Annotated in this window: 25 protein-coding genes and 2 pseudogenes; 7 read left to right on the forward strand and 20 right to left on the reverse strand. The window is 63.5% G+C overall.

Going from position 1 to position 26,535, the window contains the following annotated elements; genetic code table 11:
- Positions 1-195 precede the first annotated feature (195 nt).
- Both NCT04_RS12235 and NCT04_RS12240 read left to right on the forward strand, forming a co-directional pair.
- Entirely contained in the window at positions 196-609 is a 414-nt protein-coding gene (locus NCT04_RS12235) for a VOC family protein (protein WP_244826237.1), read from the forward strand.
- A gap of 64 nt (positions 610-673) precedes the next feature.
- Entirely contained in the window at positions 674-1,411 is a 738-nt protein-coding gene (locus NCT04_RS12240) for a 16S rRNA (uracil(1498)-N(3))-methyltransferase (protein WP_250465647.1), read from the forward strand.
- A gap of 97 nt (positions 1,412-1,508) precedes the next feature.
- On the opposite strand, the pseudogene NCT04_RS12245 reads toward NCT04_RS12240, so the two are convergent.
- From NCT04_RS12245 to NCT04_RS12255, 4 genes and pseudogenes are all read right to left on the reverse strand, one after another.
- Positions 1,509-1,904 (reverse strand): annotated as a pseudogene (locus NCT04_RS12245) (barstar family protein); the annotation flags it as partial.
- A 69-nt stretch (positions 1,905-1,973) separates the two neighbouring features.
- A pseudogene (locus NCT04_RS34860) lies at positions 1,974-2,081 on the reverse strand (barstar family protein); the annotation flags it as partial.
- A gap of 15 nt (positions 2,082-2,096) precedes the next feature.
- Positions 2,097-2,615: a ribonuclease gene (locus NCT04_RS12250; protein ID WP_250465651.1), complete on the reverse strand. Its 519-nt coding sequence runs from the start codon at positions 2,613-2,615 to the stop codon at positions 2,097-2,099.
- Positions 2,616-3,067: 452 nt separating this feature from the next.
- Positions 3,068-5,362 (reverse strand): NADP-dependent malic enzyme, encoded by a 2,295-nt coding sequence (locus tag NCT04_RS12255; RefSeq protein WP_244826241.1) that lies wholly within the window; start codon positions 5,360-5,362, stop codon positions 3,068-3,070.
- Positions 5,363-5,625: 263 nt separating this feature from the next.
- On the opposite strand from NCT04_RS12255, the gene thiL reads away from it, so the two are divergent.
- From thiL to NCT04_RS12270, 3 genes are read left to right on the forward strand one after another with little or no spacing between them, the layout of a single operon-like run.
- The gene (gene thiL, locus NCT04_RS12260) at positions 5,626-6,630 is read left to right on the forward strand and encodes a thiamine-phosphate kinase (protein ID WP_250465738.1); all 1,005 of its coding nucleotides are present in this window, start codon (positions 5,626-5,628) and stop codon (positions 6,628-6,630) included.
- A complete protein-coding gene (locus NCT04_RS12265) occupies positions 6,620-7,159 on the forward strand; it encodes a phosphatidylglycerophosphatase A family protein (RefSeq protein ID WP_244826242.1) in 540 nt (179 codons plus the stop codon). The genes thiL and NCT04_RS12265 overlap by 11 nt, the downstream gene beginning before the upstream one ends.
- Positions 7,160-7,198: 39 nt before the next feature.
- On the forward strand, positions 7,199-7,699 hold the full coding sequence (locus NCT04_RS12270) for a CinA family protein (protein ID WP_250465653.1): 501 nt from the start codon (positions 7,199-7,201) through the stop codon (positions 7,697-7,699).
- 156 nt (positions 7,700-7,855) lie between these two features.
- Here NCT04_RS12270 and pyrF read toward each other — a convergent pair whose 3' ends face one another.
- The 16 genes from pyrF to mpl all read right to left on the reverse strand — a co-directional run bounded on the left by pyrF (position 7,856) and on the right by mpl (position 25,074).
- Positions 7,856-8,668 (reverse strand): orotidine-5'-phosphate decarboxylase, encoded by an 813-nt coding sequence (gene pyrF / locus NCT04_RS12275; protein WP_250465655.1) that lies wholly within the window; start codon positions 8,666-8,668, stop codon positions 7,856-7,858.
- A 132-nt stretch (positions 8,669-8,800) separates the two neighbouring features.
- Positions 8,801-9,934: an aldose 1-epimerase gene (locus NCT04_RS12280; protein ID WP_250465656.1), complete on the reverse strand. Its 1,134-nt coding sequence runs from the start codon at positions 9,932-9,934 to the stop codon at positions 8,801-8,803.
- An 82-nt stretch (positions 9,935-10,016) separates the two neighbouring features.
- A complete protein-coding gene (locus NCT04_RS12285; protein WP_250465658.1) occupies positions 10,017-10,892 on the reverse strand; it encodes an SMP-30/gluconolactonase/LRE family protein in 876 nt (291 codons plus the stop codon).
- Positions 10,883-11,671 carry an SDR family NAD(P)-dependent oxidoreductase gene (locus NCT04_RS12290; protein WP_250465659.1) on the reverse strand — a complete coding sequence of 263 codons (789 nt, stop codon included), beginning with the start codon at positions 11,669-11,671 and terminating at the stop codon, positions 10,883-10,885. The genes NCT04_RS12285 and NCT04_RS12290 overlap by 10 nt, the downstream gene beginning before the upstream one ends.
- A 75-nt stretch (positions 11,672-11,746) precedes the next feature.
- Positions 11,747-12,763 (reverse strand): L-arabinose ABC transporter permease AraH, encoded by a 1,017-nt coding sequence (araH, locus tag NCT04_RS12295; protein WP_244826248.1) that lies wholly within the window; start codon positions 12,761-12,763, stop codon positions 11,747-11,749.
- 24 nt (positions 12,764-12,787) lie between these two features.
- Complete coding sequence (gene araG, locus NCT04_RS12300) at positions 12,788-14,302, reverse strand: L-arabinose ABC transporter ATP-binding protein AraG (RefSeq protein WP_250465661.1); 1,515 nt, start codon at positions 14,300-14,302, stop codon at positions 12,788-12,790.
- A 59-nt stretch (positions 14,303-14,361) separates the two neighbouring features.
- On the reverse strand, positions 14,362-15,369 hold the full coding sequence (locus tag NCT04_RS12305) for an arabinose ABC transporter substrate-binding protein (RefSeq protein WP_244826250.1): 1,008 nt from the start codon (positions 15,367-15,369) through the stop codon (positions 14,362-14,364).
- Positions 15,370-15,482: 113 nt separating this feature from the next.
- Positions 15,483-16,262 carry an SDR family oxidoreductase gene (locus NCT04_RS12310; RefSeq protein WP_250465662.1) on the reverse strand — a complete coding sequence of 260 codons (780 nt, stop codon included), beginning with the start codon at positions 16,260-16,262 and terminating at the stop codon, positions 15,483-15,485.
- A complete protein-coding gene (locus NCT04_RS12315; protein WP_250465664.1) occupies positions 16,259-16,945 on the reverse strand; it encodes a 2-dehydro-3-deoxy-6-phosphogalactonate aldolase in 687 nt (228 codons plus the stop codon). Before NCT04_RS12315 ends, NCT04_RS12310 begins: the two co-directional genes overlap by 4 nt.
- A gap of 18 nt (positions 16,946-16,963) precedes the next feature.
- Positions 16,964-17,926 carry a 2-dehydro-3-deoxygalactonokinase gene (locus tag NCT04_RS12320; protein WP_244826253.1) on the reverse strand — a complete coding sequence of 321 codons (963 nt, stop codon included), beginning with the start codon at positions 17,924-17,926 and terminating at the stop codon, positions 16,964-16,966.
- The gene (locus tag NCT04_RS12325; RefSeq protein ID WP_244828117.1) at positions 17,923-18,804 is read right to left on the reverse strand and encodes an IclR family transcriptional regulator; all 882 of its coding nucleotides are present in this window, start codon (positions 18,802-18,804) and stop codon (positions 17,923-17,925) included. Before NCT04_RS12325 ends, NCT04_RS12320 begins: the two co-directional genes overlap by 4 nt.
- Positions 18,805-19,247: 443 nt before the next feature.
- Complete coding sequence (gene mtgA / locus NCT04_RS12330; RefSeq protein WP_250465665.1) at positions 19,248-19,985, reverse strand: monofunctional biosynthetic peptidoglycan transglycosylase; 738 nt, start codon at positions 19,983-19,985, stop codon at positions 19,248-19,250.
- Between the two features lie 14 nt (positions 19,986-19,999).
- Positions 20,000-20,848: a shikimate dehydrogenase gene (gene aroE / locus NCT04_RS12335; RefSeq protein ID WP_250465667.1), complete on the reverse strand. Its 849-nt coding sequence runs from the start codon at positions 20,846-20,848 to the stop codon at positions 20,000-20,002.
- Between the two features lie 61 nt (positions 20,849-20,909).
- Entirely contained in the window at positions 20,910-23,000 is a 2,091-nt protein-coding gene (locus tag NCT04_RS12340; RefSeq protein ID WP_250465669.1) for a ribonuclease catalytic domain-containing protein, read from the reverse strand.
- Positions 23,001-23,083: 83 nt separating this feature from the next.
- On the reverse strand, positions 23,084-23,683 hold the full coding sequence (locus NCT04_RS12345) for a YqiA/YcfP family alpha/beta fold hydrolase (RefSeq protein WP_250465671.1): 600 nt from the start codon (positions 23,681-23,683) through the stop codon (positions 23,084-23,086).
- Positions 23,680-25,074, reverse strand: a complete 1,395-nt coding sequence (gene mpl / locus NCT04_RS12350; RefSeq protein WP_250465673.1) for a UDP-N-acetylmuramate:L-alanyl-gamma-D-glutamyl-meso-diaminopimelate ligase — start codon at positions 25,072-25,074, stop codon at positions 23,680-23,682. Before mpl ends, NCT04_RS12345 begins: the two co-directional genes overlap by 4 nt.
- 218 nt (positions 25,075-25,292) lie before the next feature.
- On the opposite strand from mpl, the gene NCT04_RS12355 reads away from it, so the two are divergent.
- Both NCT04_RS12355 and NCT04_RS12360 read left to right on the forward strand, forming a co-directional pair.
- Entirely contained in the window at positions 25,293-25,940 is a 648-nt protein-coding gene (locus tag NCT04_RS12355) for a UDP-N-acetylmuramate--alanine ligase (RefSeq protein ID WP_244826259.1), read from the forward strand.
- Between the two features lie 14 nt (positions 25,941-25,954).
- Positions 25,955-26,494, forward strand: a complete 540-nt coding sequence (locus NCT04_RS12360; RefSeq protein WP_250465675.1) for a TlpA family protein disulfide reductase — start codon at positions 25,955-25,957, stop codon at positions 26,492-26,494.
- The last annotated feature ends 41 nt before the right edge of the window (positions 26,495-26,535 follow it).

Below are 26,535 nucleotides of genomic sequence, written 5' to 3' on the forward strand. Positions count from 1 at the left end.
ACCGGTCCGATTGACAGGCCGCGAGCAAGCGCCAAAGCATCGCCGTTCGACGCGCATCGCTGACCATCGCGGCGGGCACGTTCCGTGCAGCGGCTGCTTCGCTTCGAGCGCCGGCGCCTCCGGATGGCATGCCGGGCTTCGTGGCAGAATGTCCCTCACCGTATTCGTGCAGCAAGGCTTGAAGGAGTGCTTTCGATGACAGACCCACGCCCGGCCGACGTGCCCTGGTTGACGCCCTATCTCACCGTGCGCGATGCGCGCGTGAGCATCGGGTTCTACGAGAAAGCGCTCGGCTTCGCGGTGCGCGACAGCGTGAACGACGATGGCAGCATCATCCACGTCGAGATGACGTATCGCGGCCAGTTGATCGTGATGTTCGCGCCGGAGGGCGCTTACGGCTCGCAGGCGCGCACGCCGAAGAGCTCCGGCATCATGGCGCCGCAGTCGTTCTATCTTTATGTGGACGACGTGGATGCCACCTTCGCGCAGGCCATCGCCGTGGGCGCGAAAGCGCTCATCGAGCCACAGGATCAGTTCTGGGGCGACCGCTTTGCGCAGATCGAAGATCCGGATGGCTATCGCTGGGCGATTGCGCGGCATCTGAACTAAGCGCTGTTTCATTCCCTCAAGGCAACTTCACTATCCGCGGGTTCTGCATCCGCGATCGTTACCTATGCCACGCTTTTACGTTGACGGCCCGCTCGCGGTGGGCCAAACCTTGCCCCTCCCCGACGATGTCGTGCGCCACGTGCACGTCCTGCGCCTCCAGACCGGCGATGTCATCACGCTCTTCGATGGCGAAGGCGGCGAGTATCGCGCGGAGCTGACCGAGATCGCGAAACGTGCGGCCAGCGCGCGGATCGACGAACACGACGAACGTGACGCGGAGCCGCCGTATCGCGTAATACTCGCGCAAGGCGTCGCGGGCGGCGACAAGATGGACTGGCTGATCGAGAAAACGGTGGAGCTGGGCGTCGCGGATATCGTGCCGCTGACCACCGAGCGCGGCGTCGTGCGGCTTGCGGGCGAGCGTGCGCTCAAGCGTCAGGCGCACTGGCAAGCGCTCGTGCGCGCCGCCTGCGAGCAATGCGGACGCAATCGCGTACCGCACGTCGCGCCGCCGCGCGATCTCGACGCCTGGCTCGCCGACTTGCCGCCCGCCTCCGATGGTGAGCTGCGCTTGCTGCTTTCGCCGCGCGCGGAACTCACGTTCGCGACGCTGCCCGCGAAAGCGCCGCGCGAACCGGTGACTTTGCTGATTGGACCGGAGGCGGGATTTTCGCCATCGGAAGAAAGTGAGATCGTGGCGGCGGGTTTCTCCGCGCTCGGTCTCGGACCGCGCGTGTTGCGCACTGAGACGGCGGGAATCGCGGTGCTGGCCGCGCTCGCCGCGCGTTGGGGCGGCTGGTGAACGGGACGACACACCGCAAACAAAATCAGCCCGATGAGCAAGACCCATCGGGCTGATTCATTTCAAACGTCGCGCGAGCAGCGCTCGCTTCAGCGCGTCACACGAACGAATAGAACACGCGGAACGCCACGCGCCGTTCGGCCCAGAACTCGGCCGCGTCGCGGAACACGTCGAGCAGCGTCTCGCGCCCTTCCTTGTCGAATTTCTGCGCAATCGGCAATTGCTCCAGCACGATCACGAAGCCCGGTTGCGAGCCCGCCTTGTGGACGAGATCGGTCAGCGAGTCGTACAGCGCGTCGTAGTTCTTGCCGAAGTGCTTGGGAAACAGGAACGACGTCGCAATGGTCTCCAGGATTTCCTGCTTGCTCTGCGCCTGCCCGAGATACGCGTAAAGAAAATGCTGTTCGAGTCGATTCGCTTCGTCGGCGAGTTCCTGAACACGGAACGCGCGGATGGATTGCACGATATTCGGCCGCACCGTCGCGAAAAGAGACTCGGATTCCTCCGCCGGTTCCTGAGGATGCGCCTGCACCGGATTCGGCTCGTCATCGGGTCTGTTGTCGTGTTCTGTCATGCGTAGCCGCAATACTCGCTGGAACAGGTTGCCATCGCCGGTTGCGAAAAGATCACTCGCGACGCCGTTGTCGTGCGCGTAGATGTTGTCGCTCATGCCGTTAATCCCTAGTTAGTCCGCAATGCGTTTGAAACTGGCGTAATGGTCGTCCGTGTAGTAGCAGTCGCCGGTCTGCCGCTTCGACCCGCCACACACGATTCGCCGGGCGCCCCGGTCACGCGAACGCGGCGTGGGCACCGTGTACTCGTGGTAATAACCACGCGGATGCCGCGGCAGCACACGCTCGCGATTGCCGAACACGACTCCGTCCTTTGGATAAGGGAAAGGGCCGCCCGCTTCGATCAGCCGCAATGTCGCCACTGCCTGCTTCGGCAACTGCGCAATGCCGATGGTGGCGAGCCCGTCACGCTCAGGCCGGCCGGATTCGGCAGACCGTTGCGTGGGTTCCCGCAACGGTCCCCGACCAAGAGACCCTGCCGATTCGGCGGACGTTCCCGGCGCCTCGCTTGCCTGAATGGCAGCGGGACCCGCGGATGCCGCATCTGGTGCGCCGCCACGGGATTCGTCCTTGCCACACCCGCCAAGAATGAGACTCAAGGCGACGATGGTTGAAACCCATGCACGCATCACGAAACGGTTGTCCCCGCGTTATCAGAATTCGACGACCATGAAAGATGCAAGGGTATCGCTAATGACAAGGGGAAGCAACGTTCCGCGAGAAATCGGCAATTCTTCCTTGAAATTGCCAAAAAGCATGGAGATTGGCAAAAAATCAAGTCAATATTTAGCCCAAATCTGAGAGATTTTTATCCTGAACGAGATAATAATTTGTCCCGCAGAGCCGCGAAGCCATATGACGAGTCGCCTCACTTGTCGGCTTCACGGCAGGCGCTCCGCCGAGGCTCTGTTTTTGACCCTTGGAGGGCGAGTGAATCCCCTTTGCTCTTGCCTCGAAGCGTGCCAACGACCCACGGCACGCTTTTTTTTCACCCGCGTTTTTTGCTGCCAAAAAAAAACGCGGCGGAAAATTCCGCCGCGTTCAATTGGCACGTCGTCGTACGGCAGACGCTCAGTTCATTCGTTCACCGTGCAGCGGTCGCGTCGGCCACGAGCAGCGCCGTCATGTTGACGATACGCCGCACCGTCGCCGATGCCGTCAGCACATGCACCGGTTTTGCCGCGCCGAGGAGCATCGGACCGATGGCAATGTTGTTGCCCGCCGCAGTCTTCAGCAGGTTGTACGAGATGTTCGCGGCGTCGATGTTCGGCAGGATCAGCAAATTGGCGTCGCCTTCGAGCGTCGATTCCGGCAGCACTTCCTTGCGCAAACGTGAGTCGAGCGCGACGTCGCCGTGCATTTCGCCGTCGACGTCGAGATCGGGCGCGCGTTGCTTGAGGATAGCCAGCACGTCGCGCATCTTCTGCGCGGTCGGCGCGTTGCTCGTGCCGAAGTTCGAATGCGACAGCAGCGCGATCTTCGGCACGATGCCGAAACGCTTCACCTCTTCCGCCGCCATGATGGTGATTTCCGCGAGTTGCTCGGGCGTCGGGTCGACGTTGACGTGCGTGTCGGCCAGGAAAATCTGGCGGCCCGGCAACACGAGGCCGTTCATGGCCGCGTAGACCTTCGCGCCTTCCTTCTTGCCGATCACCTGATCGATGAAGTGCAAATGCCGATGCGTCGTGCTTACCGTACCGCAGATCATGCCGTCGGCTTCGCCCTTCTCAACCAGCATCGCGCCGATGAGCGTGGTGCGGCGGCGCATCTCGAGCTTGGCCATCTGCTCGCTGATACCCTTGCGCGCCATCATCTTGTAGTACGTCTGCCAGAAGTCGCGGTAGCGCTCGTCGTGATCGGTGTCGACCATCGTGAAGTCGACATCCGGCGTGAGCCGCAGACCGAACTTCGTGATGCGCTGTCTGATGACCGCCGGCCGGCCGATGAGAATTGGCTTGGCGATTTTTTCGTCGACGGCGATCTGCACGGCGCGCAGCACGCGCTCTTCCTCGCCTTCCGCGAACACGATGCGCTTCTTCTCCGGCTCCACGCTGCGCGCGAGCTGGAACACGGGCTTCATGGTCGTGCCGCTGTGGTAGACGAACTGCTGCAAGTGCTGTTCGTAGGCGTCCATGTCCTCGATAGGACGCGTCGCCACGCCGCTGTCCATCGCGGCCTTGGCCACCGCTGGCGCAATCTTCACGATGAGACGCGGATCGAAAGGCTTCGGAATCAGATACTCGGGGCCGAACGACAAGTCCTGAATGCCGTACGCGGTCGCGACGATATCGCTTTGTTCCTGACGCGCTAGTTCCGCGATTGCATTCACCGCCGCGATTTCCATTTCCTTCGTGATGGTCGTCGCGCCCGCATCGAGCGCGCCACGGAAGATGAACGGAAAGCACAGAACGTTGTTGACCTGATTCGGGTAGTCCGTGCGGCCGGTGGCGAGCACGGCATCGGGGCGCACTTCGAGCGCGAGTTCCGGCAGGATTTCCGGCGTCGGATTGGCAAGCGCGAGAATGAGCGGCTTCGCGGCCATGCCCTTGACCATTTCCTGCTTGAGCACGCCGCCTGCCGACAAGCCGAGGAACACGTCCGCGCCTTCCATCACTTCGGCGAGCGTGCGCGCGCTGGTCTCGCGAGCAAAGCGTTCCTTGTCCGGGTCCATGAGTTCCGTGCGGCCTTTATAGACCACGCCGGCCAAGTCCGTGACGAAGATGTTCTCGATCTTCATGCCGAGATCGACGAGCAAAGTGAGACAGGCCAGCGCCGCCGCGCCCGCGCCGGACGCCACGAGCTTCACTTCGGCGATGTCCTTGCCGACCACCTTCAGGCCGTTGGTGATGGCTGCCGCGACCACGATAGCCGTGCCGTGCTGATCGTCGTGGAAGACGGGAATCTTCATGCGCTTGCGGCACTCGCGCTCGACGATGAAGCAATCCGGCGCCTTGATATCTTCCAGATTGATGCCGCCGAACGTCGGTTCGAGCGCGGCGACCACTTCGACGAGCTTGTGCGGATCGCTTTCGTTGAGCTCGATGTCGAACACGTCGATGCCCGCGAACTTCTTGAAGAGCACGGCCTTGCCTTCCATCACCGGCTTGGAAGCGAGCGGACCGATGTTGCCGAGACCCAGTACCGCCGTGCCGTTCGACACGACGCCCACGAGGTTGCTGCGCGCGGTGAAGCGTGCGGCGTTGAGCGGATTTTCGACGATCGCCTCGCACGCGAACGCGACGCCCGGCGAGTAAGCCAGCGCGAGATCGCGCTGGTTGATCATCTGCTTGGTCGGCGCAATTGCGATCTTTCCGGGGACCGGAAACTCGTGATAGTCGAGCGCGGCTTCGCGAAGCTTGGTATTGGCGTCAGTCGTCATAAGGCGGGCTAGCAGTGCGGGAATTAGAATGGAAGTTCGAACGCATTGTAGCGCCATTCGTGTAGCGCTTTAGCCCGCAGTCCATGCAATTCAGCTACAAGTGCCGTGACTTTAAAAGGTCTGATCCTGAAGCGCAGTAAGGCTTTCAGCGCATCGGCCGGTTTTTTCGAGACACGATGCGGGTACGTTCACCGCTCGCCGATGCATTTTGCCGTCCAATACGTTTCTATCTTGCAGCGCAACAATCAGCCTTGACGCCCACGATGCTCTCCGAGTTTTCACTGATCGATCGATACTTCGCCCGCCGCGCGAGCCCGCCATCGTCACGACACGACAACGCGGCCGCCATGCCGCTTGGCATCGGTGACGATTGCGCGCTGATCGCGCCGCCTGCCGGACATCAACTGGCTATTTCCACGGACATGCTGGTCGAAGGCCGTCACTTCTTTCCCGATGTCGATCCGAACGCGCTCGGCCACAAGGCGCTCGCCGTGAACCTTTCCGATCTCGCCGCGATGGGCGCGAAGCCGCACGCGTTCACGCTTGCGCTCGCCTTGCCGCGCGCCGACGAAGCGTGGCTCGCCGCATTCAGCGACGGCCTCTTCGCGCTCGCGCAGCGCTTCGACTGCGCGCTGATCGGTGGCGACACCACGAGCGGTCCGCTCAACATCTGCATCACCGTTTTCGGCGACGTGCCGCATGGCGCGGCATTGCGTCGCGATGCCGCGAAGCCCGACGACGACATCTACGTTTCCGGCACCTTGGGCGATGCTCGCGCGGGACTCGGCGCAATACGCGGCGAATGGCCGGCGGCGTCGTCCGCATGGAACGTGGCGCTCGAACGCCCCGAGCCGCGCGTGGCGCTCGGTCTCGCGCTGCGCGGCGTCGCGCACGCGGCGCTCGATATCTCCGATGGCCTGGCCGGCGATCTCATGCATATCCTCAGGCGGTCGAACGTGCGCGCCATCGTCGATGCCGACGCCGTGCCGTGCTCCGATGCCGTTCGCGCGTTGCCCGAAGCCGCGCGCCGCCAATGCGCGCTCGCGGGCGGCGACGACTACGAACTCTGCTTCACCGCGCCGCGCGAGCGGCGTGACGCCGTGGCTCGCATTGCAGAACGCGTGGGCGTGGCGTTGACGCGCATCGGTACAATCGAAGCGATGAGCGCGCCGTGCACGACGAGTACGCCCGCTATCGACTGGCGCGACAACACGGGCGCGCCGCTTTCACTGACGTTGCAAGGCTTCGACCACTTTCATGCAGACTGACCCGACCCCGGCGCTCCCGGGCGATCCCCCCACTGCGCGCGGCGCGCCGCGCAAGCCGAGCGCGCGCTTCATGCTCACGCATCCGCTGCATATTCTTTCGCTCGGTTTCGGCAGCGGGCTTTCGCCGATCATGCCCGGCACCGTCGGTACGCTCTTCGCGTGGGTTTCGTTCGTCGTGTTCAATCAGTATCTGACGGTGGCCGAATGGGGCGCGCTGATCGTCATCGGCTTTGTTGCCGGATGCTGGTTCTGCGGCTTCACCGCGAAGAAGATGAATGTCGCGGACCCGTCGGCGGTCGTATGGGACGAGATCATTGCGTTCTGGCTCGTGTTGCTGCTCGTCACGCCCGCGACGTTCACCGGACAGTTGTGGGCGTTCGTCGTGTTTCGCTTTTTCGACATGGTCAAGCCGCCGCCCATTCGCTATTTCGACCGCCATTTGAAAGGCGGCTTCGGCATCATGTTCGACGACCTGGTCGCGGCGTTCTTCTCGCTGCTCGTGATCGCGCTCTGGCGCATGACCGTCTGACGGTCGTTCTTCTCACCTTCAACCCTTCGGAACATCGTCATGGCAACCGATACCGTCGTTCACCAACTCGCGATTCGCGTCGGCAACAAGCTCCGCGACGAACGGCTGACGCTCGCGACCGCCGAGTCGTGCACGGGCGGCATGGTCGCGGCGGCGATCACGGATATTTCCGGCAGCAGTGCGTGGTTCGAGCGCGGCTTCGTCACGTATTCGAACCTCGCGAAGACCGAGATGATCGGCGTGCCGGCTGGGTTGATCGAACAGCATGGCGCGGTGAGCGAGCCGGTGGCGAAAGCAATGGCCGAAGGCGCCTTGCGCAACAGCCGCGCGCAGGTGGCGGTGTCGATCACGGGCGTGGCGGGGCCAGGGGGCGGCAGCGAGGCGAAGCCGGTGGGAACGGTGTCGTTTGCGTGGAGCAATCGGCTGCATACGGCTGTCGAGACGCAGTTGTTCAAGGGCGACCGCGAACAAGTACGCACGCAGGCGGCGGCGCATGCGTTGAGGGGCTTGCTGGAGTTGCTGGAGCGCAGGGAGAAGTAAGCGGCGATGTGGCTTCGATCGCATCGCGTTCTGACTTCGCGGTATTGGTCGTGAGTTGGCGTAGCGTTGAAACGCCGCGAATTCATCGGTACCCGCTGATCCACGTTTCAGCGCGGCTTTAATGCATCGTCGCATTGCCGAAGCCGCGCATCGTTCTTATCGATACGCGTTGATCGAATCGCGCGTTTTCTTCGCCGCGTCCGCAGCGGCTTGAGCGTAATCCTCGCCCTTGCTCGCGTAGATGATCGCGCGCGACGAATTGATCAGCATGCCCGTGCCGTTGCCAGTGCGGCCCGCGCGCACGGTTCTTTCGACATCGCCGCCTTGCGCGCCGATACCTGGAATCAACAACGGCATCTCGCCGACAATACAACGCACCGCTTCGATTTCCCTCGGAAACGTCGCGCCAACCACGAGTCCGAGCTGACCGTTCTTATTCCACCTTTCGGCCGCGAGCGTCGCGACCACGTGATAAAGCGGCCTGCCGCCTGTATCGAGAAACTGCAGATCGGAGCCGCCCGCGTTCGAGGTCCGGCACAACACGATCACGCCCTTGCCTTTATGCGCGAGATACGGCTCGATGGAATCGAAACCCATGTACGGGTTGACCGTGACCGCATCCGCACGATAGCGCTCGAACGCCTCGCGCGCATATTGCTCCGCCGTGCTGCCGATGTCGCCGCGCTTGGCATCCAGGATCACGGGAATGCCGGGATGCTTCTCGTGGATATGCGCGATCAGCGCTTCGAGTTGATCTTCCGCGCGATTCGACGCGAAGTACGCGATCTGCGGTTTGAACGATGACGCGTAAGGCGCGGTGGCATCGACGATATCGCGGCAGAACTCGAAAATCGCGTCCGAACGGCCCTTGAGCGCGGCCGGGAACTTCGACGGCTCGGGATCGAGACCGACGCACAGCAGCGATTGCGTGCGCGACCACGCGGCGTTGAGCGATTGAATGAAGGACATGGCGGGAGGCTTCTCGAAGAACGTCGATGGCACGCATTTTAACGTGCCGGCGTTCCACCCTACTCGTCCGAATCGTCCGGCAAGCCGCCGCTTTTATCGCTTGCTCTCAGGCGTCTGTCATCTGGCTTTCGTTCAGCCATCCACGCGTGCATGCGTTGCGCGTGCCTTCGCCTTCGCGCCCGAACCCGCGCGGGCGCGCGTGCGTGGACTGGCCCGCCGCGACGCATCGCCCGTTCGCTCGACCGTGAAGCGGAACGTACGCGCGAGCCGCTCGCCCGGTTCGAGCACCGTCATGCCGTGCGCCTCGCCTCCACCGGGCAGGTTCACCGCGTTGATCGGATGATCCACCGGCTCGAAGCAAAAGAAGTTCTCGCCGGGCGGCGCGTAGAGCACGTAGTAGTCGGTATCGGCGGCGATGATGAGCGACAGCCGACGCCTGGGCCACAGCACGCTCGTGCGTCCGCTCCAGCCGGTGAAGGCGTTGTTCACCATCTCGGACGGCATCGGGTATGCCACGCCGAACTGCCACGCGGGCGGCGCGGGAACGTGACGCACCGGCAGCCAGTCGTCGCCGCAAAGCCAGAGACCGCCCGCCGCCGCGGATAACTCCGTATCCGCTTCGCGCATTAGAAACGGATGCAGCCCGAGACCGAACGGCAGCGCCTGATCGCCCGTGTTCTGAACGTCGAGTGTCACGACGAGCGTCGCGTCGTCCAAGGCATAAGTCTGCGTTGCGCGATACGAATACGGCTTGCCGTCGCGCCGGTCGAGCGTCATGCGCACATGGGCCGCGTCCGCGTCTTCGTCTTCCACTTGCCACGCGCCGAGCCAGCCGTCGCCGTGAATGGGCAGCGGTTCGCCCGCGCGGTTGCACGGCACGTCGATCGCGCGGCCGGAAAACTCGAACTGCCCATTGCCGATGCGATTCGAATACGGCAGCAGCGGATAGCAGGCGAGCTGATTCGGATCGGTGTCCGGGCCCGGTTCGATGCAAGGTCGGAAGATCGGCACGAGCGCGCCTTCATGACGCCAGTCGAATCGGGTGATGCCGCCGCCGAGCGAAGGCGCGACATCGAGCCGCAAATGCGCGTTTGCAAGCGTGATGCAGCCAGCGACGCCCGCGCTGCCGATAGCGACCGCCGCGGTGCCCGGGCCGGGGCGTATCGGCGGCTCCTTGGCGGCGGCGAGACGAGAACGGCGGGCGTTCGCCTGCGCCGTGGATGCGGATACCGCGTTCGATCCTGTTTCTGTGCGCGCAGCAGTCATGGCTCGTACTCCAGCGAGAGGCGAAACTGCCCGGCGTGGCCGGGCTTGGGCGCGCTTGAACGCAGAGCGCGGCGCCTTGGTTTTATGGCTTGCCCTGAAATACCGCTTCTTCGATTCCGCGCACACCCGGTGTGGCGATGAACACGCCGCCTGCATGCGGATCGGTCTGCAAGGCACGCTCGTTCAGTCCGACGCGCGCGCTCGTCACATACATCGAGGCGAAGTCCGCGCCACCGAACGCGACGCAACTCGGTTGCGCGCTCGGCACATCGACACGCGCGCTTTCGCGGCCATCGGGTGCATAACGCACCACGCGATAACCGCCCCATTGCGCGTTCCAGAGCCCGCCATCGGCATCGACGATGGAACCGTCGGGAACGCCCGTCGCATCGCTCAATTCGACGAACACGCGGTCGTTCGCGAAGCTCGGGTAATCGCACGCGCGAATCTGCCGCGTCGGGGAATCGCAGTAGTACATCGTCGCGCCATCTGGGCTGAAGCCGATGCTGTTCGAGATCGCGCAGTCCGGAAGCGGCAACCGTTCGAGCGACAAATCGTGATTCAGCCGATAGAACCCGCCGACCGCCTGCGCATCCTCCACGTCGTGCTTAGTGCCGAACACGAAGCGCCCTTCGCGGTCGCAGCGGCCATCGTTCAGACGCGTCGGCAAATCGGCTTCGACGAGCATGATGGTCTCGATCTCGCGCGTCGTCAGGTCGAAGAACGCGAGCCGCGATGCAAGGCCGAGCAGCAAGCGTCCCGCATCGGCGCACGGCGTTAAGCACGCGAGCCGCTCGGGCATTTCGAAGGATTCGCTTTTGCCATCGCGCGGATCGTAACGCCACAGACGCTTGCCTTCGATATCGGTCCAGTAGAAGCGGCCGCTTCGCGCGCACCACGTCGCGCCTTCGCCGAGCGCGCACTGGCTGTCGACGAGAAGGCGCGCTTTCACGCCCATCCTCCGTCGACGACGATATCCTGCGCGGTCAACATGCTGCTGTCGTCCGACGCCAGGAACAGCGCCGCGCGCGCGAGATGTTCCGGCATCAATTCGGCGTCGATGCACTGGCCGAGCTTGATGGCTTCGCGGCCTGCGTCGTCGAGCCACAGCGTCTTTTGCTTTTCGGTCATCACCCAGCCCGGCACGAGCGTATTCACGCGAATGCCGAACTTGCCGAGATCGCGCGCGAGGCCGCGCGTCATGCCCTGCACGCCCGACTTCGACGTGACGTAGACCGGGAAATTGCCTTGCTTGAGCATCCAGCTGATGGAGCCGAGATTGATGATCGAGCCGCCGCCGAGCTGCTTCATGTCTTCGATGACCGCCTGCGCCGCGAAGAACTGATGGCGAATGTTCACCGCGATGCCGGCATCGTACGATTCGGGCGTCACCGATTCGATCGAATGACGCTTGTCGTTCGCCGCGTTGTTGACGAGCACGCTGATGGGCCCGAGCGCCGAGCGCACATCGACAATGCCTTTACGCAAGGCGTCGATGTCGGTCAGATCGATACGCAGGAAGAGCGGCTTGAAACGGCCTTCGGGCAGCGACGCGCCGAGCCGGTCGGCGAGCGCTTCGCCCGCGGCCGTATCGATATCGAGGAACGCGACCTTCGCGCCCTGACCGGCGAAGTTTTCCACGAAGGACGCGCCGATACCGGTGGCGCCGCCCGTGATGAGCACGGTCTTGCCCGCGAGGCTGGGATAAACGGCGAGCTTCTTTTCAGTGGCTGACATGGGCTTGTTCACAAGAGTTTGGCTTCGCGAAAGCCGTATGGCTCTCGCGGCGATGCAAACGACACGACCGGAGGCTCAGTCCCGCGACCCGCGATTCTTCAGCTGATCGAGCAGCACGGCGGCCAGCAGGATCGCGCCGCGCACGAGGTACTGATAGAACGCGTCGATGTTCAAAAGGTTCATCACGTTTTCGACCGTGCCCATGATGAGCACGCCGATCACGACGCCAGAGATCGTCGCGCGTCCGCCGAGCAGCGACACGCCGCCCAGCACGCACGCGGAAATCACGTTCAATTCGAAACCTTCAGCGGCATTCGGCTGACCCGACGTGATCCGCGAAGCGAGAATGACGCCCGCGAGCGCGGTGACCGCGCCCTGGATCAGGAAGATCCACACGCGCGTGCGCTCCACGTTGATGCCCGCGAGCCGCGAGGCTTCCGGATTGCCGCCAATTGCGAGCGTATTGCGGCCGTACACAGTCTGGTTGAGCAATACGCCAAAAACGATGAAACATGCAAGCGTGACCCAGATAGGCAGGGAAATCCCCAGCATCGACAGTCCGCCGAGTTCGATGAAGGTGTCCGACGACACGCCCACCGCCTGACCGTGCGACACGATGAAGCCCAGGCCGCGCACGATTTCCATCGTGGCGAGCGTGGTAATCAGCGCGTTGATGCGCAGATAGGCGATCACCGCGCCGTTCACGAAGCCGATCACCGAACCCGCCGCCACCGCCGCGATGATCGCGATGAACGTATTGCCCGTCGCGTTCAACACCATCGCGCAGAGCACACCGGCGAAGGCGATCGTCGAGCCGACCGAAAGGTCGAAGTCGCGCGAGGCGAGGCAGAACATCATCGTGCAGGCCACCATGCCGATCTGCGAGATCGACAAGGCCAGTCCGAGCATGTTCTCGATCGAAAAGAAGTGATCGACCGTCAGCGACATCGTGGCGAACATCACCACGAAGATCACGATCAGACTGTATTCCGTCAGTTGCTGATACCACTTTTGCTTGTCGTTCTTCTGCGGAATCAGCGCGTTCGCCACCGCCTCACCCGCTTGCCCGACGATGTTTTCTCTTGCTTCCATGATGTGCTCCCCTGTCTTCTCTCTTTAAGCCGCTTCCGCGACCGTGTCCGATTGCGGCAGCGCCAGACTCAACACCGACTGCTCGTTCGCCTTCCCGCGCGGCAATTCGCCCGCTATACGCCCTTGCCGCATCACGACGATCCGGTCGGACACGCCCAGCACTTCGGGCAGTTCCGACGAAATCATCACGATGGCGCAGCCGCGCTCCGCCAGTTGATAGATCACGTTGTAGATCTCGTGCTTGGCGCCGACGTCGATACCGCGCGTCGGTTCATCGAGGATCACGACCTTGAGATCCGGCTCCGCGAGCCAGCGCGACAGAATGGCTTTCTGCTGATTGCCGCCCGACAAAAAGCGGATGCGCTGTCTGCGGCTCGGCGTCTTGATCTTTAAGAGCTGGATGAAGCGATCCGCCGTCTGCGCTTCCTTCTTGCGATCGAGGAACAAACCCGCGCGCAGATAATGCCGGCGGCACGAGATATTGATGTTCTCCGCGACCGTCGCCATCGCGACAATGCCCTCTTCCTTGCGATCTTCCGGGCACAGCACGATGCCGTGTCGAATCGCTTCGCCCGTGCTGCGCACCTTGATCGGCTGACCGTCGAGTTCGATCGCGCCTTCCTTCTTCTTGTCCGCGCCGTAGACGAGGTGCATCAATTCGCTGCGCCCCGCGCCCACCAGCCCGAAGAAACCGACGATCTCGCCGCGCCGCACTTCGAAATTCGCCGGCGCGCTCAGGGCGGCGCCTTGCAGGTTCTTGACCGAGAAGCGCACGTCGCCGAGCGGCCGCGCGCGATAGTTATAGATATCGCTGATCTCGCGGCCGACCATCTCCTGAACCAGCGTGTCGCGCGGCAAGTCTTTCAGCGAAAGATGCGACGCGATCTTGCGGCCGTCGCGGAAGATGGTGCAGGCATTGCACAGTTCGTAAATCTCGTCCATGCGATGCGAGATGTAGATAAGCGCGCGGTTGTCCGCCTTCAGATCGCGCACGAGCTTGAACAGCACTTCCGTCTCGCGATGCGACAACGAACTCGTCGGTTCGTCGAGCGCGATCACGCGCGCGTTTCGCAACAGCGCCTTGCAGATTTCCACCATCTGCCGCTGCGCGATCGAGAGCTTGCGCAGCTTGGCGTTGGGATCGAGATCGACGCCCATCGCCGTCAGCCGGTCGCGCACGTGCTTCTTCGCCTCGCGCTTGTTGACCCAGCCGAGCCGGTTCGGCAGCGCGCCGAGCAGCAGGTTCTCGGCTACGGTCAAGTCCGGCACGTACTGCAATTCCTGATGGATCACCGCGATGCCCGAAGCAATCGAAGCCGCGGCGCTTCCGAAATGCACTTCCTTTTCGTCGATGAGCACGCGCCCCGAATCGGGCTGATACTCGCCGCCGAGAATCTTGAGCAAGGTCGATTTACCCGCGCCGTTCTCGCCCATCAAACCGTGAACTTCGCCGGCGTTGACGTCGAACGACACGCCGTCGAGCGCGCGCACGCCTGGAAAAACCTTGCCGATATTGTCAAAACGCAGCGTCGCTGACACATCGCCTCCTTATGCTTCGAGCGAGCCACGCCACGCGCGGCCCGCTCTCGTCCAATGACTTAGTTCGATGCCAAGCCCATCTGCTGACGCACCGACGCCACGTTTTCACGCGTTGCCAGCATGCCGGTCGTGAGCGTGAGTGCCGGCGGCGCCTTGCCGTCCTTGATCCACGCGTACATGAGGTCAGAGGTTTCCTCGCCGTGACGCTTCGGGCTGATGATGACCGTGCCGTAGAAACCCGTCGGGTTCGGTTTCTTGAACTCGTTGATCGCCGAATCCGAGCCGCCGATGCCGATGCCGATCATGTTGTCAGCCTTGAAGCCACGGCCTTCCGCCGCGCGCACCGCGCCGAGCACGCCTTCGTCGTTGAGCGCGTAGGCCACCCAGTGCTTGAACTGCGGGTTCTTCGTGAGCGCGATGTTCGCGGCGTTGAACGCGTTTTCGGTGTCGGTCTTCGCTTGCGGCGCCATGATGATGTTCGCCTTCGGAAAGCCCGATGCCACGAGCGCGTCGGTGGCGCCGGCCGTGCGGTCATGCGCGGTCGGCAGCTGTTCGTAAGTCACGTCGATGGCGCCGACCTCCTTCACGTCCCAGCCGCGCTTCTTGATCTCGGCCGCAATGCCGTCGCCGACTTGCTTGCCGATGTTGTAAGCCGAAATGCCCATGTGCGGCACGGCTTCGATCGGCTTGCCGGAACCGTCGACGAGACGGTCGTCCACCGTCATCATCTTGAGCTTGTCGGCCTTCGCCTTGGCCACGATGCCCGGTCCGAGCTTGACGTCAGGCGTGCAGATGATGAACCCCTGAGCCTTTTGCGCGGCAAGGTTGTCGATCGCGCTCATGACCTTTTCGCCCGACGGCGCGCCGATCTTCACGAGGGTGAAGCCCTTCGCTTTCGCGGCCATTTCGGCGAACTTCCATTCGTCCTGGAACCACGGTTCTTCGGGTTGCTTCACCAGGAAGCCGATCTTGACGTCGTCGGCGGCTTGCGCAACCGGCGCGGCGATCATGGTGGCGCTCGTGGCCGTCGCAGCGGCGAGAAGCGTAAGGAACAGTCTGCGTTTCATCGTTTTGTCTCCCGACTTTTTGCTCGAATCATGCCCGCGCACGGGCGCTCAGTTGGTTGGCGGCCGCGTTTTTGTAGTGATGCCGCACCACGGCCAGTGCGTCATTCGTGACTTCAGTCGTGGTAGAGCGCAGAGCGCCCGCCATCGATCGTGATGCAACTCGCGTTGATGAACGGCGCCTCGTCGGATGCGAGGAACACCGCCGTCAGCGCCACTTCTTGCGGCTGGCCGACACGCTTCATCGGCTGCAAATCCAGTGTGGCCTGACGCGCGACCTGTGGATCGGGCTGGCCGTTCCACCAGTCGAGCGTCAGTTGCGTTTCGATATAACCCGGCGCGATGGCATTCACGCGCACGTTGTTCGGCGCGTACTCGATGCCGAGCGCGCGCGTCAGTCCGATCACGCCGTGCTTGGCCACCGGATATGGAAAGCAGCCGGGGATGATCTTGAACGAATGCGTCGAGGCGATATTCACGATGCTGCCCGCGCCGCGCTCGACCATGCCGGGCAGCGCCGCGCGGCAGCCGTTCCAGACGCCGTCGAGATCGACGGCGAAGCAGCGCCGCCAGTCTTCGTCGGTCATCGTGAGCGGGTCGCAGAACACGTTGATGCCCGCGTTGTTCACGAGCACGTCGAGCGGGCCGAACGCGCTTTCGGTTTGCGCGACCGCTTCCTTTACCGATGCGCTTTGGGTCACGTCCGTGCCGATCGCGACGACGCGCGTCGAATTCGCTTCCTTCGCGATGCGTTCAGCCGTCGCTTGCGCCGTCTCGATATCGAGTTCGGCGAGCGCGACCGCCGCGCCCTCGCGCGCAAACGCCAGCGCGATCGCCGCACCGATGCCGCGCCCGGCGCCCGTGATCATCGCGACCTTGCCGGCGAGGCGGTTCATTGCTTCTCGCCCCGTGTGGAACGCGCGACCGCTAGTCCGTCGATGAACGCCTTCGCATGCGATGCCGTCGCCGTTTCGCTCTGCCCCGGCTTGTACAGCGCCGAGCCGAGACCGAAGCCGTTCGCGCCCGCGCTGAGAAACGGCCCCATGTTGTCCGGCGCGACGCCACCCACCGGCACCAGCGGCACTTCCTTCGCGATCACCGCGCGCCACGCCTTCACGACATGCGCGCCGAGTTGTTCGGCGGGGAACATCTTCAATACGTCCGCGCCGTTCTTGAGCGCGAGGAACGCTTCGTTCGGCGTTGCCACGCCCGGCGCGCAGGCGAGCCCCTGCGCTTTCGCCGCGCGCACGACATCGGCGTCGCTGTGCGGCATCACGATCAGTTCGCCGCCTGCCGCGCGCACGCTGTCGACGTAACTCGCATGCAGCACCGTGCCCGCGCCGACGATGGCATCGGCGGGCAGCGCCTGGCGGATCGCCGCGATGCTGTCGAACGGCTGCGGCGAATTGAGCGGCACTTCGATGATGCGAAAGCCCGCTTCATACAGCGCGCGGCCGTGCGCCTCGGCTTCCTCGGGCGTGATGCCCCGCAGGATCGCGATCAGCGGACACGCGGCGAACGCTTTCGCGAGGCCGCCGTGCATGCCGTAAGGCGCGGGTAGATTGATGGGCGGTTGCATTCGTTTCTCCTTTCCGTGTCACATGCGCGCGGGCTTGGCGATCAACCCGGCCTGCAATGCGATTCGATAAAGCCCGGATTCGGTCGCTTGCGCCACCGTCTGCGCGTCGTTGCATCCGTATTGCGCGAGGGCCGCGCGATAGCGGTCGCACAGCGCATCGTTGCCGATCAGACGCAACGTCTTGCCGGCGAGCGTCGCGTTCTCGCGCGCCAGCACTTCGTTCAGGCCGCGCAGTTCATGGCCGATCAAAAGTCCCGACAGATAATCCGGCTGCTCGGCCGCCGTGAGCTGACCGGTCAGTCCGAGTGTGCGCGTGCTGAAGATCGTCGCCAGAAGGCCGGCATGACCGGCATCGCGCGCGGTATCGACGCCTCTCAGAAATGCCGCGCTGTCCGGCTTTGCGTCCTGCTCCATCGTGCGGCCGAGGATGGTGTGATCGCGCAGTGCGCCGAAGGTCTCGCCCGTCATGAACGTATAGAAGCGTTCGATCCGTCCCGCTTGCACGAATGCCCACTTGGCATGCGTGCCCGGCAGACCGATGAGCGCGCCACTCGCCGTGTTCAGCGACGCATCGCTCGCGAGTGCGCCGAAAATCTGCGTCTCCTCGCCGCGCATCACGTTCGGCAGCGTGCCGCGTTCGAGCACGCCCGGCACGACATGAACGGTCGCGCCCCGCGCCGCCTTTACCGTGACGATGCCCGCGACGAGCGCGTCGGCATCGGCGGGCGTTTCGACGTAAGGCGCCTCCATCCAACCCTGCGCGCTGCCGACCATGCCCGCCGCGATGACGGGTAGCTGCGCATTTGCGCTCAGCCAAGCGCCGCAGGTTTCCTCGAAAGCCTGATCGAAGCCGCCAGCAGGCAGCTTCATGATTCCCGCCGACGAAGCGCGCGTGTCGAGCGCGGCGCCCGCGGCATCGAGCAGATAAGCGCGCAGGGACGTCGTGCCCCAGTCGAGCGCGATCAGAACGGGCGCGCTCATCGCTTGATCCTGCGGTTGGCTTGCGGCGCGCGCCAGCCGAGTTCCTCGGAGATTGCGCGCGCTTCGCGCTGCACGACCGGAATCAGTTCTTCCATGCGTTCGTGGGGCATATAGGGAATCGTGCTCGCCACCGAAAGCGCCGCGACGATCGCACCCGACGCATCGCGCACGGGCGCCGCCACGCAGCGGATCGACGCCTCGTTCTCTTCGAGATCGAAGGTAAAGCCGCCTTGCGAATAGCGTGTCATGCGCTGCAAAAACGTGTCCATGTCCGGCCGGTTCTCCGGCTTGAAACTCGTGCGGGCGAGCGCGCGCAGCGACGCGTCGAGCAGCTTCTTCCAGACGTTGGCTTCGAGGTCGAGCATCATTGCCTTGCCGATTCCCGTCGATGCCAGCGGCATGCGATGCCCCACGCGCGAGCGCATTTCCAACCCGCGCGTGCCCGGAATCTTGTCGATGTAGAGCACGTCGTCGCCGTCGCGCACGCCGAGGTGAATGGTGTCGTGCGTGTGTTCCGCGAGCGACTGCAAATGCGGACGCGCGACCGCCGTGAGCGGCATCTGTTCGAGCGCGATGGTGCCGAGTTCGATCAGTTTCGGCCCGAGCAGATAGCCGCCCTGCACTTGCCGGAGATAACGCGCCTGCACGAGCGAACTCACGAGCCGATGCGTCGTGCTGCGCGTGGTGCCGAGCGCCGCGCCGAACGAGCGCAGATCGCGCGCGCCGTTGGCGGCGGCTTCGAGAATCGCGAGGCCGCGCAAAAGCGTTTGCGTGCCTGCCTGTTGCGGCGTGATGTCGACGAGCGCGCTCGGCAGCGCGAAGGCGTCCGGATCGCGCCGATGATGGCCGTTGCTTTTCTTGTCGGCGCCGTCGTTCATGGCGTTGGCCGACATATCGCGCACGTTCGGCGCGGATTCGGTTTGTTCGATTTTGGTCATGCCGCTCGTTCCTCGATGAACACGACGCGCGTCATGCGAAGCGTGCAAGCTGGACGGCGCGCGCGGCACAAGCCCAAGCGCCCGCCGAAGCGATGACGAATCCGAAAGATGAGGCGCGTGACGCGACCCGCGAACGCGGGCAGGCGATCGATTGCATGACTTGTCTCCGTTGTTCTGGATATTCTTCGTCGCGCCCGTCTCGGAGGACCGGCGCGTGTGCTTTTTATGCTGTGGTCGGATTGTAGTTCCGCCTATCTCGATAATTCAATATGTGATCGCACGGTTCACATAATGGGAGTAAAGCTGACGGCCGACAGCCTTTTGCAAACAAAAAAGCCCTGAAAAATCAGGACTTTAACTTGTTTAGTGCCGCTAGCTAAATTTCACTCGGGCAACTCGGCCGCGCCCATTCGCCGCGCGATTACGTTGGCGCGCCTGGTCAGATACGGCGTCGCGCGGTGATCGTCGAAGTATTTCGGACGCGGCAGCATGACGGCAAGCCGTGCGCTTTGCGACGCGGACAGCTTTGCCGCTGTCGTCTTGTAGTAATACTGGGCCGCCGCCTGCGCGCCGTAGACGCCATTACCCCACTCGACCGAATTGAGATAAATCTCGAAGATGCGCTGCTTGTCCATTAGAAGCTCGAGCATCGACGTGATGACGAGTTCCTCGGCCTTGCGGATATAGCTTTTCTCACGCGACAAGAACAGATTCCGCGCCAGTTGCTGCGAAATGGTCGAACCGCCCGCGACGATCTTTCCGCGCGCCTTGTTCTTTTCCCACGCCTGCAAGATGGCGTCGGTTTCGTAGCCGTTGTTATTGACGAAGTTGGAGTCTTCCGACGCGATGATCGCGCGCTTCAGATTGCGCGAAATCTGGTCGTACGGAACCCACGTGCGTTGCAGTTCGATGCCAAGACGCTCTTTCGCGAGGGTCCAGGCGTCGGCGCGCATGAAGGCCGTCGCGCCGGGATTTACCACGGTCCAGACCGCGATCTGCGCGAAAAAGTAGAGCTGCGTCGCGAGCGCGGCGATAACCAGTACCGACACGCCATAACCGATCCAGCGCGCGGGACCGAGCCGCACCCCGCGCCGCTGCCGCGTGCGCGTGTGCTCGGACATGGGTGCGGTCGTCATCAGACTTTGGCTGCGAGCACCTGGCGCAGCTCGCGCAATACCGCGCCGCCGTCCGGGCGCACGCCGCGCCAGATGAAGAACGATTCGGCCGCCTGTTCGACGAGCATGCCGAGGCCATCCGCCGCGCGCGCCTGAAGGCGTTCGGCGTGCTGCATGAACACGGTTGGCTTCGCGCTGTACATCATGTCGTAGGCGAGCGTGCCGGCGCCGAACGCGGCGGCGTCGCAGTCGGGCAAGGCGGCGTCGAGACTGCCCGCGGTCGCGTTGACGATGACGTCGTAGCGCCCTTCTTCCGCGCTCTTCGCGCTGCCGCCCGCAAACCGCACGTTCGACGCGAGCGCGGCTTCCGCGAACTGATCGACCAGTTGCAGCGCCTTCTCAGCCGTGCGATTCACGATGGTGAGCACCGCCGGCGAGCGATCGAAGATAGGCAGCACGACGCCGCGCGCCGCGCCGCCCGCGCCAAGCAGCAGCACGCGCTTGCCCGTGAGGCTCACGCCGAGATTCACTTCGATGTCGCGCACGAGGCCGACGCCGTCCGTGTTGTCACCGCGCACGCCATCCGCACCGAACGACAGCGTATTGACCGCGCCCGCAGCGGCTGCGCGCGGCGAGAGTGTATTGGCGAAAGCGTGGGCGTCGAGTTTGAAGGGCACGGTCACGTTCATGCCGCGTCCGCCCGACGCCATGAACGTTCTGGCTTGCTCCTCGAAGCCGCCGAGCGGCCCGAGGATGCGTCCGTACTCGATAGGCTCGCCGGTCTGGATAGCGAATTTCGCGTGAATCCACGGCGATTTGCTGTGCTCGATCGGATTGCCGATCACCACGTATTGATCGCGTTGCGTCATCGCGCGCGTCCCGTGAGTTGGCGCGCGGCGTGCGCGCTCTGGATCATGCCGGCGCGCGGCTTCATTCCGCCCGCCCCGAAGACGCTTGCGATTCGCCTGCACCCTCGACTCCGTCGGCACCTTCGGCACCTTCGGCCGACGGCTCCGTCGCGGAGACTTCCGCCTGCGCTTCGGCTTCGCTTTCGGCGCTGAGATCGACGGTTTCGACGATCTCTTCCTCGGCTTCGTCTTCTTCCACCGGCGCGCTTTGCGTGGGCGCGTCGATCACGTGCAGCAGGCGGCACGACGCCTCGACGGTCAGTTCATCGATAGATACGACTTCGAGCATCAAACGCGTGCCGCGCGCATGCACGCCGAGTCCGGGCACATGCAGGATCAGCGGAATTTCTTCGAGACGCACCAGATCGTCCTTGATGACCGATGCTGGAACTTGCTGCTTGTTCTCCTGCTTGAGCCAGCGCAGACACCAGAAATACTCCATGCGGCGCTGATGATCGGCATAAGCGGTGTAGGTATCGTCAAAACCTTGCACCACGGCGAAGAGATCCGCGTCCTTCGGCTTGAACGGCGCGGCGAGCTTGGCCGTCACGCCATGCTGCACGCACGCGAGCAATTGCCACTGATTCACGAGATCGACATAACGGCGCAGCGGCGAGGTGCTCCACGCATATTGCGCGACGCCCAAGCCTTCGTGCGGCGCGGGTGTGGTCTGCATGCGCGTGCGCTTTGGACCGGGACCGCCGAAACCGCGCTGCGATCGGTAGATGCCCGGTACGCCGTGATCGTTGAGAAACGCGCCCCACGACGAGTTCGCGAGAATCGCCAGTTCGGCGACGATCAGATCGAGCGGCGAGCCACGGCGGCGCGGCGTAATGGTGATGTGCTCGCCTTCGACATAGAAATTGAAGTCGTTGTTACGCTGCACTTCGCGCTTCAGACCGTAAGTGGCGCGCGCCTGCTGTCGCTTTTCGAAGAGCGCTTGAGCCAGCGGCCAGAGCACGGCAATGTCCGCCTTATGCGGATAATCGCCGCTGCCGTCCGCGAGCGTCTCTTCGGTGACGTGTTCGTCGAGATGGTTGTGGCGCAGATTCGACTTCACGAATACACGTTCGGCGCGCGTTTCGGTGGCGACGATCTCCTGCGTCTCGCGATTCACGATGATGTAAAGCGACAGCGCCGGGCGCAAGCCGCCTTCACCGAGCGTGAAAACATTGACGACGTCGTCGGGCAACATGGTGATCTTGTCGCCCGGCATGTAGACCGTGGACAGCCGGCCACGCGCAATGGCGTCGATCGCATCGCCCCGCGCGATGCCAAGCGCCGGCGCCGCGATGTGAATACCCACGCGCACGCGGCCATCGGAGAGATGCTGGACGGAAAAGGCGTCGTCGATTTCGGTCGTCGTGACGTCGTCGATGGAGAATGCTTCGACATCCGCTTCGGGCAAGTCTTCCGGGAAAGGCGCGGGTTGCAGCGACGGAAAACCGACGCCGTGCGGAAAGAACTCCGACAGGAACTTCGCTTCGTGCAAGGCCCGCGCCGAGGCAATTCCGCCGCATTCCAGCATGAGCCGCGCTTGCGAAATTCCGCGCGCGGCGGCCGCCGCTTCGAGCGCCTTGTACTCGATGGAGTTCTTGTCGGGCTTCGTGAGCAAACCGATTGCCTTGCCCGCGAGCGCTTCGGGCAACTTGCCCGCCTTCAGTTCCTCTTCGTAGCCCGCTTGCACGAGCGCCTGCTGACGCTTGCGTTCGAGCCCGGCAAGGGCCATCTGCAATTGCTCTTGCGGCGCTCGCTGATACTGCCCGCGCCCCTTGCGGCGAAAGTACACCGGCGCGCCATGCATGCGCAGCACGAGCGCCGCGCGTTCGGCCGCGCCGAATTTGTCGCCGAAGTAATCCGCGCCGAGCGTGGCGAACGGGAATTCGTCGTCGGGCGCGCATTCCCACAGAAAGTCGAGATCGATTTCCTGCGCGATGGCGTCGGCTTCCTGCATCAGCTCGCCCGCAGCGGGTTTATCGAATTCGATCAGCACGTCTTTCGCGCGCACTTTCGCACGCCGTCCGCCCGGCAATTCGACCTGGAAGGCATCGCCCTGTTTGGACAGCACCGATCCGGCCTTGAAACTACCCGATTCCTCGAAGAAAACGTTCACTCAATACTCTCGTAAAACGGTGGACCGGGTCGCGGCAAGCGCGCCGGCGGTTGAATGGGCTATGTCCTCGCGCCGCGCGTGTGTCACGCGGCCGCGGATGCTACGGCGGGCGGCGGTTCGCGTCCGCAGAACGCGAGCACGTCGTCCAGATAGTCGGGGAAGTCGCTGATGGCGTGATCGCCGCCTTCGATCAGCGTGGTGCGCACGCTGGGGTAGTGGGCGAGCATGGTGCGGTAATCGAGCACTTCGTCGCCGGTGGCCGCAATCAGATAGTAACGCTCGGCCTGCGTGATCTTCTCGACGGCGAGCGCGCGCAGTTCGTCCAGATGGCGCGGCAACACGGTGATGCTGCCGCCGCCATGCCACAGCGGCTGTTCGCCGAGATAGTGGCTCAGATCGCGCTGCGGCACCACGGCGGGATTGAGCAGCACGGCGCGCCAGCCGTGCTTTTCGGCGAGATACGTGGCGTAGAAACCGCCGAGCGAACTGCCGACCACGGTGATTTCGGCAGCGGATGTATTCGCGACGAGCGATTCCGCCAGTTCGATCGCTTCTTTCGGCGAGACGGGCAACACCGGACACTGCCATTCGCTCAGCCGCCCGAGGTCCGCCAGACGCGCACGCATGACGCGCGCCTTGAAAGATTGGGGCGAGGAGCGAAAGCCGTGCAGGTAGAGAATCACGCGTTTCCTCCGGACGGACGCGCCGAAAGTGCGTCGAGCAGCTTTTGATGCACGCCGCCGAAGCCGCCGTTGCTCATCACGAGCACGTGGTCGCCGGGGCGCGCGGCGGCCGCGACCGCCTTCACCAACGGTTCGATCTCGTTGAATGCCTGTACCTTGTCGCCGAGCGGTGCGAGCGCTTCCGCCAGATCCCAGCCGAGTTTGTCGCGGCCATCACGCGCGCCGTAGCCGAACACGAGATTCGCATCGGCGAGACTGCCGGGCAACTGCGCTTTCATCGTGCCGAGTTTCATGGTGTTGGAGCGCGGCTCCAGCACGGCCAGAATGCGCGCGTCGCCAATACGCGTGCGCAGGCCGGCAACCGTGGTTTCGATGGCGGTTGGATGATGCGCGAAGTCGTCGTAGACGGTGACGCCATCCACGCTGCCCTTCACTTCCATGCGCCGCTTGACGTTGCGAAAGCTCGCCAGCGACTTGACCGCTTGCGACGCCGGCACGCCGACCGAGCGCGCCGCTGCGATCGCCGCGAGCGCGTTCATGCGATTGTGTTCGCCCTGCACTTGCCACTCGACCACGCCTTGACGCTCGCCTTCCCAATACACCGCAAATTGCTCGTCGACGCGCGCGCCCTCGGTCGCGGGTAGCGCTTGCCAGCCGCCATCCACACCGAAGCGTTCGACGCTCGACCAGCAGCCGCGCGTCAGCACGCGTTCGAGCGCGCCTTCGCGCCCGTTCGTGACGATGCGTCCGATGCCCGGCACCGTGCGCACGAGATGATGAAATTGTGTTTCGATGGCGGCGAGATCGGGGAAGATATCGGCGTGATCGAATTCGAGATTGTTGAGCACCGCCGTGCGCGGCCGATAGTGGACGAACTTCGAGCGCTTGTCGAAGAACGCGGTGTCGTATTCGTCGGCTTCGATGACGAAGAAGCTCGAGTCGGTCAGTCGCGCGGAAATGCCGAAGTTGAGCGGCACGCCGCCAATGAGAAAGCCCGGATTCAAGCCCGAATCTTCCAGTAACCATGCGAGCATGGAGCTCGTCGTGGTCTTGCCGTGCGTGCCCGCGACCGCCAGAACCCACTTGCCCGCAAGCACGTGCTCGCCGAGCCACTGCGGACCCGACGTGTAAGGCAGGCCGCGGTCGAGAATGGCCTCCATCAGCGGATTGCCTCGCGACACCACGTTGCCGATCACGAACAGGTCGGGTTCGAGCGCGAGTTGCTCGACGCCGTAACCTTCGATCAGTTCGATGCCTTGCGCTTCGAGTTGCGTGCTCATCGGCGGGTAGACGCCGGCGTCGCAGCCGGTGACCTTGTGGCCCGCTTCGCGCGCCAGCACGGCCAGTCCGCCCATGAAGGTGCCGCAGATGCCAAGGATGTGGATGTGCATAAACCGTGTCGCGCCGCGTGGGCGAAGAGTGCGGGAAACATGAAACGGCGCCGCGTGCACGCCGTGCGCGAAGACGCCTGGAGGCGCATATTGTAACCGACGCACTCCGCCACCTTACGCCCGCCGGCAGCCGATGCAAACCGGCGCGATCGAGGGCCGATCAACGCTCGATCGAGACCCGATCGCAGCCGTTCAACGATATCTAGTATTATTTCGCCATGGTTCGCAAATCACATTTCGATCCGCAGCGCGTGCGCGAGGAAATCGCCATCGCGGCCGCGAGAATGATCGCCGAAGACGGCCTCGACTACTCCACAGCCAAGCGCAAGGCGGCGCGGCAGGTGGTCGGCGAGGCGAAGATCGGCGGCGAGTTTTTGCCCGACAACGATCAGATCGAAGAGGAGATCCGCGAGTATCAGGCGATCTTCCAGAGCGACAGTCAGCCTGTCGTCCTGCGCCGCATGCGCGAGTTCGCGCTCGAATGGATGGAACGGTTGAAGCCCTTCGATCCTTATCTGACGGGCGCGGTACTCAACGGCACGGCGGGCGAGCATTCCGACGTCCACTTGCAATGCTTCTGCGACAACCCAAAGGAAGTCGCGATCTACTTGCTGAATGCGAACATTCAGTACGACGTGTCAGAGACGCGACATTTCGCCGGGCGCGGTTACGTGGAAACGCTGAGTTTTTTGCAGCGCATACCCGGCGAGGAACCAATGGGCCTGCACATCGCGCTCTACGATCCTGACGACTTGCGCGGCGCCGTGCGCGCCGATGGCCGCGGACGTCTCGCGCGTGCGAACGCCGCGACGGTACGCACGCTGCTCGATCATCCCGATACCCCGTCGCTCGAAATCAGCGGCTGACTCTATTTTTTCCTATGAACAGCAAACGGATTCTGGCGCTTCTAGTCGTCGCGGTCGCGGCGACGGTCGGCGGCTTCTACGCGGGGCATGTCTTCACCGGCGGCGAAACCGTGGCCGCGACACAGAATAATGGCAACGCCGTCGAACAATTATGGAAGGCCGCGCCGCCGGGAGCCTCGGGCACTGCGCAACCGCTTGCATCATTTAAAGGAAAACCGGTCGTCGTGAACTTCTGGGCTTCGTGGTGCGGACCGTGCGTCAAGGAAATGCCGGAGTTGTCGGCGCTGCATCGCGAATATGAGAAAAAAGGCATCACATTCATCGGCTTGGGAGTGGACAGCGAGAAGAACGTCAACGATTTTCTCGGTAAGGTGAACGTGGACTATCCCGTCTATGTGACGGGCTTCGGCGGTGCCGACCTCGCGCGCAGCTTCGGCAATAACGCGGGCGGTTTGCCGTTCACCGTCGTGATCGACGCAAAAGGCGTGGTCCGGTCGACCAAGCTTGGTGAAGTCAACGTAGCCGAACTTAAGCGCACACTCGACGCGCTGTAAAAATTCGCTGCGTTTTTAACCGAAGTGTCGCTCAATAAGCA

Origin of the sequence: Caballeronia sp. GAFFF2, assembly GCF_023631485.1 — a bacterium.
GTDB lineage: Bacteria > Pseudomonadota > Gammaproteobacteria > Burkholderiales > Burkholderiaceae > Caballeronia.

What these genes read in the sequence shown, in the direction of transcription:
- NCT04_RS12235 (WP_244826237.1), top strand. Translation starts at nt 196, where the DNA reads ATGACAGACCCACGCCCGGCCGACGTGCCCTGGTTGACGCCCTATCTC.
- NCT04_RS12240 (WP_250465647.1), top strand. Translation starts at nt 674, where the DNA reads ATGCCACGCTTTTACGTTGACGGCCCGCTCGCGGTGGGCCAAACCTTG.
- NCT04_RS12255 (WP_244826241.1), bottom strand. Translation starts at nt 5,362, where the DNA reads ATGACGACTGACGCCAATACCAAGCTTCGCGAAGCCGCGCTCGACTAT.
- thiL (WP_250465738.1), top strand. Translation starts at nt 5,626, where the DNA reads ATGCTCTCCGAGTTTTCACTGATCGATCGATACTTCGCCCGCCGCGCG.
- NCT04_RS12265 (WP_244826242.1), top strand. Translation starts at nt 6,620, where the DNA reads ATGCAGACTGACCCGACCCCGGCGCTCCCGGGCGATCCCCCCACTGCG.
- NCT04_RS12270 (WP_250465653.1), top strand. Translation starts at nt 7,199, where the DNA reads ATGGCAACCGATACCGTCGTTCACCAACTCGCGATTCGCGTCGGCAAC.
- pyrF (WP_250465655.1), bottom strand. Translation starts at nt 8,668, where the DNA reads ATGTCCTTCATTCAATCGCTCAACGCCGCGTGGTCGCGCACGCAATCG.
- NCT04_RS12280 (WP_250465656.1), bottom strand. Translation starts at nt 9,934, where the DNA reads ATGACTGCTGCGCGCACAGAAACAGGATCGAACGCGGTATCCGCATCC.
- NCT04_RS12285 (WP_250465658.1), bottom strand. Translation starts at nt 10,892, where the DNA reads ATGGGCGTGAAAGCGCGCCTTCTCGTCGACAGCCAGTGCGCGCTCGGC.
- NCT04_RS12290 (WP_250465659.1), bottom strand. Translation starts at nt 11,671, where the DNA reads ATGTCAGCCACTGAAAAGAAGCTCGCCGTTTATCCCAGCCTCGCGGGC.
- araH (WP_244826248.1), bottom strand. Translation starts at nt 12,763, where the DNA reads ATGGAAGCAAGAGAAAACATCGTCGGGCAAGCGGGTGAGGCGGTGGCG.
- NCT04_RS12305 (WP_244826250.1), bottom strand. Translation starts at nt 15,369, where the DNA reads ATGAAACGCAGACTGTTCCTTACGCTTCTCGCCGCTGCGACGGCCACG.
- NCT04_RS12310 (WP_250465662.1), bottom strand. Translation starts at nt 16,262, where the DNA reads ATGAACCGCCTCGCCGGCAAGGTCGCGATGATCACGGGCGCCGGGCGC.
- NCT04_RS12315 (WP_250465664.1), bottom strand. Translation starts at nt 16,945, where the DNA reads ATGCAACCGCCCATCAATCTACCCGCGCCTTACGGCATGCACGGCGGC.
- NCT04_RS12320 (WP_244826253.1), bottom strand. Translation starts at nt 17,926, where the DNA reads ATGAGCGCGCCCGTTCTGATCGCGCTCGACTGGGGCACGACGTCCCTG.
- NCT04_RS12325 (WP_244828117.1), bottom strand. Translation starts at nt 18,804, where the DNA reads ATGAACGACGGCGCCGACAAGAAAAGCAACGGCCATCATCGGCGCGAT.
- mtgA (WP_250465665.1), bottom strand. Translation starts at nt 19,985, where the DNA reads ATGTCCGAGCACACGCGCACGCGGCAGCGGCGCGGGGTGCGGCTCGGT.
- aroE (WP_250465667.1), bottom strand. Translation starts at nt 20,848, where the DNA reads ATGACGCAACGCGATCAATACGTGGTGATCGGCAATCCGATCGAGCAC.
- mpl (WP_250465673.1), bottom strand. Translation starts at nt 25,074, where the DNA reads ATGCACATCCACATCCTTGGCATCTGCGGCACCTTCATGGGCGGACTG.
- NCT04_RS12355 (WP_244826259.1), top strand. Translation starts at nt 25,293, where the DNA reads ATGGTTCGCAAATCACATTTCGATCCGCAGCGCGTGCGCGAGGAAATC.
- NCT04_RS12360 (WP_250465675.1), top strand. Translation starts at nt 25,955, where the DNA reads ATGAACAGCAAACGGATTCTGGCGCTTCTAGTCGTCGCGGTCGCGGCG.